The 5,650-nt window shown below is 68.2% G+C and carries 6 protein-coding genes; 4 read left to right on the top strand and 2 right to left on the bottom strand.

All coding sequences use genetic code 11. From position 1 onward, the window contains the following. Positions 1-27: 27 nt before the first annotated feature. The 3 genes from G3N96_RS37490 to G3N96_RS37480 are packed head-to-tail and all read left to right on the top strand — an operon-like array spanning position 28 to position 2,716. Positions 28-420 carry a DUF2069 domain-containing protein gene (locus tag G3N96_RS37490; protein ID WP_124575728.1) on the top strand — a complete coding sequence of 131 codons (393 nt, stop codon included), beginning with the start codon at positions 28-30 and terminating at the stop codon, positions 418-420. 18 nt (positions 421-438) lie between these two features. Further along, on the top strand, positions 439-1,860 hold the full coding sequence (locus tag G3N96_RS37485; protein ID WP_206140356.1) for an FAD-binding oxidoreductase: 1,422 nt from the start codon (positions 439-441) through the stop codon (positions 1,858-1,860). 25 nt (positions 1,861-1,885) lie between these two features. After that, entirely contained in the window at positions 1,886-2,716 is an 831-nt protein-coding gene (locus G3N96_RS37480; protein ID WP_206140355.1) for a metallophosphoesterase, read from the top strand. A 59-nt stretch (positions 2,717-2,775) separates the two neighbouring features. Here the strand turns inward: G3N96_RS37480 and G3N96_RS37475 are convergent, their stop codons facing one another. Both G3N96_RS37475 and G3N96_RS37470 read right to left on the bottom strand, forming a co-directional pair. After that, complete coding sequence (locus tag G3N96_RS37475) at positions 2,776-2,928, bottom strand: hypothetical protein (protein WP_206140354.1); 153 nt, start codon at positions 2,926-2,928, stop codon at positions 2,776-2,778. A 117-nt stretch (positions 2,929-3,045) separates the two neighbouring features. Further along, positions 3,046-3,987 (bottom strand): LysR family transcriptional regulator, encoded by a 942-nt coding sequence (locus tag G3N96_RS37470; protein ID WP_206140353.1) that lies wholly within the window; start codon positions 3,985-3,987, stop codon positions 3,046-3,048. Between the two features lie 157 nt (positions 3,988-4,144). Here G3N96_RS37470 and G3N96_RS37465 point away from each other — a divergent pair. Beyond that, positions 4,145-5,650: efflux transporter outer membrane subunit (locus G3N96_RS37465; RefSeq protein WP_206140352.1), on the top strand; the 1,506-nt coding region annotated here is incomplete at its 3' end.

Raw genomic sequence — 5,650 nt, 5'->3', positions numbered from 1 at the left:
GTCCAGCGCCCAGGCCGCCGGGACCGCATGAACGCCCCCGCCCGCCCCGCCGTCGCGGCCCGACCGCGCCACGCGCTGGTCGCCACCGCGTGCCTCGTCGCACTGATCGCGCTGTCGCTCGCGTGGGAGCTGTGGCTCGCCCCGCTACGCCCGGGCGGCTCCGCGCTGATGCTCAAGGCGATCCCGCTCGCGCTCGCGCTGCCCGGCGTCTGGCGGCGTAACATCTATACGATGCAGTGGGCGAGCATGCTGATACTCGTCTATTTCGCCGAAGGCGTCGTGCGCGGCATGTCCGATCGCGGGCTGTCCGCGACCCTCGGCTGGTGCGAGACCGCGCTCGCCGTCGGCTTCTTCGTGGCGGCGCTGGCGTACGTCGCGCCGTTCAAGCGCGCGGCGAAAAAGTCGCGCGCCGCGTCCTGACCCTTACGCGACAAGGTGATGATGTCCTCCGAAGCTTTCGTTTCCGCGTGCCGTGACGCGATCGGCGCCGATCATGTGCTGACCGACCCGCACGATACCGAACCGTTCCTGACCGACTGGCGCCGCCGCTACAAGGGTACCGCGTGCGCGGTGCTGAAGCCCGCGAACACGGCCGAAGTCGCCGCGCTCGTCAAGCTGGCCAACGCATACGGCATCGCGCTCGTGCCGCAAGGCGGCAACACGAGCCTGGCCGGGGGCGCCACGCCCGACGCAAGCGGCAGCCAGGCCGTGCTGAGCGTCGCACGCCTGAACCGCGTGCGCGCGCTCGATCCGCACAACAACACGATCACCGTCGAAGCCGGCGTGATCCTCGCCGACGTGCAGGCGCGCGCCCGCGAAGGCGGCCGGCTGTTCGCGCTGAGCCTCGCGGCGGAAGGCAGCTGCACGATCGGCGGCAACCTGTCGACCAACGCGGGCGGCACCGCGGTGCTGCGCTACGGCAACGCGCGCGAGCTGTGTCTCGGGCTCGAGGTCGTGACGCCGCAAGGGGAAATCTGGGACGGCCTGCGCGGGCTGCGCAAGGACAACACGGGCTACGACCTGCGCGACCTGTTCATCGGCGCGGAAGGCACGCTCGGGATCATCACGGCGGCCGTGATGAAGCTGCATCCGCTGCCGGCCGCGCAGGTCACCGCCCTCGCCGCGCTCGAATCGCCGCACGCGGCGCTCGATTTCCTCGCCCTCGCGCAGCGCGCGGCCGGGCCGCTGCTGACCGGCTTCGAGCTGATGTCGGATTTCTGCATGCAGCTCGTCGGCAAGCACTACCCGCAACTGCGCTACCCGTTCGCGCAGACGCATGCGCAGACGGTGCTGCTGGAGCTGTCCGACAACGAAAGCGAAGCGCATGCGCGCGCGCTGTTCGAGAAACTGATGGAAGAAGCGTTCGAGGCCGGGCTCGTGGTCGACGCGGTGGTCGCGGAGAATCTCGCGCAGTCGCGCGCGTTCTGGGATCTGCGCGAACACATCCCGCTCGCGCAGGCCGACGAGGGGCTCAACATCAAGCACGACATCGCGGTGCCGATTTCGTCGATCGCGCGCTTCATCGACGAGACCGACGCAGCGATCCAGCAAGCCGCGCCGGGCGCGCGGATGGTCACGTTCGGCCACCTCGGCGACGGCAATCTCCACTACAACGTGCAGATGCCCGAAGGCGGCGACCCGAAAGCGTTCCTGGCCGCGTTCCAGGCGCCGATCAACCGGATCGTCTACGACAACGTGCACCGCCACCACGGCACGATCAGCGCGGAGCACGGCATCGGCCAGCTGAAGATCGACGACGCGCAGCGCTACAAGTCGCCGGTCGAAACGACGCTGATGCGCACGCTGAAGACCGCGCTCGACCCGCGCGGCCTGATGAATCCCGGCAAGGTCCTGCGCTGAAGCCGCCCACTCCGGAGCCCCGCCCGTGAAAGTCCGCGTCCTGTCCGACCTGCATCTCGAAAGCAACCTGCCCGACGCGATCCCGCATGCCGGCGCGGATCTCGTCGTGCTCGCCGGCGACATCCACAATCACGCGGAAGGCCTGCGCTGGGCCGCCGAAACGTTCGATCCCGCGGTGCCGGTGGTCTACGTGCCAGGCAACCACGAGTACTACGACGGGGAATTCGGCGCGCTGGAGTCGGCGATGCGCGATGCAGCGCAGGCGCTCGACAACGTGCATTACCTGAACAACGACGTCTACGTCGATCCCGGGCAGCGCTACCGCGTGCTCGGCACGACGCTCTGGGCCGATTTTTCGCTGTTCGGCGCCGACGAAGCCAGCCTTGCCGGTTCGATCGAGGCCGGGCAGCGCGTGATGCTCGATTTCAAGGGATTGATCCAGGTGACCTGGCCGCACGATGCGGCGCTGCATGCGGCGCCGGGCACGCCGGAGCGGGATTTCTCGCCGGCCGACGCGATCGCGCTGCATCGACGCAGCCGCGCGTGGCTCGAAGCGCAGCTCGCCACACCGTTCGCGGGCCAGACGATCGTCGTGACCCACCATGCGCCGCACCGGCGCTCACTGGCGGAGCGCTATGCGGAAGATCTTGCGTCGGCGGGGTTCGTAACGGACATGGCGGAGCTCGTGCAGCCGCCGGTCAATCTGTGGCTCCACGGCCACACGCATACGTCATTCGACTATGTGGCGGACGGCGGCACGCGCGTGGTGTGCAACCCGCGCGGCTACATCCACCGGCGCACCGGCGAACTGGAAAATACCGCGTTCGCGTGGGACAAGGTCGTCGAGCTCGACTGAACGCCGGCCCGCGCGGCCGCGTTGCGCGGCCTTTTTCAACCCGGAGCGTGACGGCCGGATCAGCGGCCGGGGCGGCGTTGCGCGCGCACCCGCACCGGCACCGGCTTCATCTGCGCCTTCGCCTTCATCGCGCGCAGCAGGTCGCGGGTCGCCGCGGCGGCCGCGGCCGCGCCCAGCAGGACTCCAAGGCCGATCATCAGGTGCGTATCCATTGCTACTCCGGGGTTGCGTATCTCGTTGATTCTCACAGTATCAAACTGTCTGACACGCGTTCGTAAAAAAATGTTGCGTGAAGGACAAATCTCGTCAGATCGCGGTCAACCGCGCTGTCATGTCGCACGCGTGTACTGCTCGAGCGCGGCTTCGTCGGCGGCGAGCGTGGCCGGCAGTTCGTCGCGCAGGAAATCGACCCAGGTGCGAATTTTCGCGTCGAGGTACTGGCGCGACGGATACAGCGCGTAGATGTTCATCACGTGCGACCGGTATTCGGGCATCACGCGCACGATGTGCCCGCTGCGCAGCCAGCCGATCGCCGAATAGAGCGGCAGACCGCCGACCCCCATCCCTTCCCGCACGGCCACCGCCAGCGCCTCGGCGACGTTCACGCGAAACGGCGGCGCCGTGACCGGCACGACCTCGTCGCCGTTCGGCCCCGACAGCGCCCATTCGTCGAAGTGAAAGCCCGGCGCGATCATCCCGAGGCACACATGCTGCGCGAGGTCGGCCGGCCGTTGCGGCACGCCGTGCGACTCGACATACCCGGGCGATGCGCACACGACGCTGTAGCTCACACCGAGCCGCTGCGACACGAGCCCCGAATCGGGCAGATCGCGGCCGACGACGATCGCGACGTCATACCCCTCGTCGAGCAAATCGGGCATCCGCTGCGCGAGGGTCAGCTCGACATGCACGTCCGGGTAGCGCTCGCGATAGCGCGCGATGGCCGGCACCAGGTAGTGCTGGCCGAGGCTCGTGAAGCAATGCACCTTCAGCTTGCCCGACGGGCGCGCATGCGCGTCGCCCGCCTCGGCTTCGGCCTGGTCGACGTACGCAAGGATCTGTTCGCAGCGTTGCAGATAACGCTCGCCGGCTTCGGTCAGCGCGATCCGGCGCGTCGTGCGGTTCAGCAGACGCGTGCGCAGGTGCGCCTCGAGATCCGAGACCGCGCGCGACGCGTAGGCGGTAGTCGAATTCATCTGCTGGGCGGCCGCGGTAAAACTTCCCGCGTCGACCACGCGGACGAACACCCGCATGTTTTGTAACGTATCCATCCCATTGCCCGTTTGAATCCGGACGGATTGTTGCACAGAGGCGAACAAGTATTGTCTCAGGATTCGTAAAAATGACTTGCACCCTTGTCCATTTATTCAGGAATCACTGAAAAATATAATCGCATCCGACTCATCTATATCCGAAAGGGAGAAAATCGTGCAGTCTCCGGCGACAAAAGGGACGCTCGCACTGGCGGTTCTTGCAGTCTCATTAATAATGGCCGGCTGCGCGAGCATGGGCGACAACAAGCCGCAGTCGGCCCGCATCGAGGCGAACGCGCTCGATGCCGGCGCTGCCATCCGCGCGGCCGACCGTGACGCGGGCTGGCCCGCGGCCGACTGGTGGCGCGCCTACCGCGATCCGCAACTCGACGCCTGGATCGCCAACGCCCAGGCCGGCAACCCGACGCTCGCCGCCGCCGAGGCACGGGTGCGCGAAGCGCAGGCGATGGCGCGCGTGGCCCGTTCGGCCGAGTTGCCGCAGATCAACGGCAACCTGTCTCTGATGCGCCAGCACTGGCCGGACAACGTGTACTACGGCCCCGGCCCGCTCGCGAACACCGATACCTGGAACAACACCGGCACGCTCGGCCTGTCGTACCACCTCGACCTGTGGGGCAAGGACAAGAACGCGACCGAGCGCGCGCTCGATACCGCGCATGCGACCGCCGCCGACGCGCGTGCGGCCAAGCTCGAGCTCGAAGTCAACGTCGTGCGTGCGTACGTCGGCATGTCGATGAACTATGCGCTGCTCGACCTCGCGCACGCAACGTTCGAACGCCAGCGCTCGCTCGCCGATCTGGCGCGCAAGCGGCTGCAGGCCGGCCTCGGCACGCAGCTCGAAGTGAGCCAGGCGGAATCGACGCTGCCCGATTATGAGCGCCAGATCGACAGTTATGAGGAAGCGATCCAGCTCGCGCGGCATCAGCTCGCCGCGCTGGCCGGCAAGGGTCCGGGCGCGGGCGACGCGATCAAGCGGCCGCAGCTGTCGCTCGACGCACCGGCCGGCCTGCCGTCGGCGATGCCTGCCGACCTGCTCGGCCGCCGCCCCGACGTCGTCGCGGCGCGCTGGACGGTCGACGCGCAGGCGCGCGGCATCGATGTCGCGAAGGCGTCGTTCTACCCGAACATCGACCTGCTCGCGACGGTCGGCGGCTTCGGCGTGACCGCGCCGTTCACCGACTTCCTGCGCGCGATGAACGGCGGCTGGACGGCCGGCCCCGCGCTGTCGCTGCCGATCTTCGAAGGCGGCCGGCTGCGTGCGCAGCTCGGCGCGGCGAATGCCGGCTACGACCAGGCGGTCGAGCGCTACAACCAGACGATCGTCGGCGCGCTCAAGGACATCGCCGACCAGGTCGTGCGGATCCGTTCGCTCGATACGCAGAAAAAGGACGCCGCACGCTCGGTGGCCGCCAACGACCGCAGCTACCAGCTGTCGCGCGAAGGCTTCCGCCGCGGGCTGACCGACTACGTGAACGTGCTGGTCGCGCAGCAGCAGTTGCTGCGCGCGCAGGAAACGGCCGCCCGCATCGATGCGGAACGCCTCGCCGCGCACGCGCAGTTGATGGCCGCGCTCGGCGGGGGGGTCGAGACTGGGACCGACGTGCCTCATGACGAGCGAGAGCTTGCGTGCCCGATCACCTGGTTCGCGCCACACAGAGCA

The organism is Burkholderia sp. Se-20373, assembly GCF_017104705.1.
Lineage (GTDB): Bacteria > Pseudomonadota > Gammaproteobacteria > Burkholderiales > Burkholderiaceae > Burkholderia.
The sequence above is the reverse complement of the archived record's forward strand: the minus strand, read 5'-3'. Positions and strand labels throughout refer to the sequence as shown.

Coding starts and splice junctions, on each gene's coding strand:
- G3N96_RS37485 (WP_206140356.1), top strand. CDS start 439: ATGATGTCCTCCGAAGCTTTCGTTTCCGCGTGCCGTGACGCGATCGGC.
- G3N96_RS37470 (WP_206140353.1), bottom strand. CDS start 3,987: ATGGATACGTTACAAAACATGCGGGTGTTCGTCCGCGTGGTCGACGCG.
- G3N96_RS37475 (WP_206140354.1), bottom strand. CDS start 2,928: ATGGATACGCACCTGATGATCGGCCTTGGAGTCCTGCTGGGCGCGGCC.
- G3N96_RS37490 (WP_124575728.1), top strand. CDS start 28: ATGAACGCCCCCGCCCGCCCCGCCGTCGCGGCCCGACCGCGCCACGCG.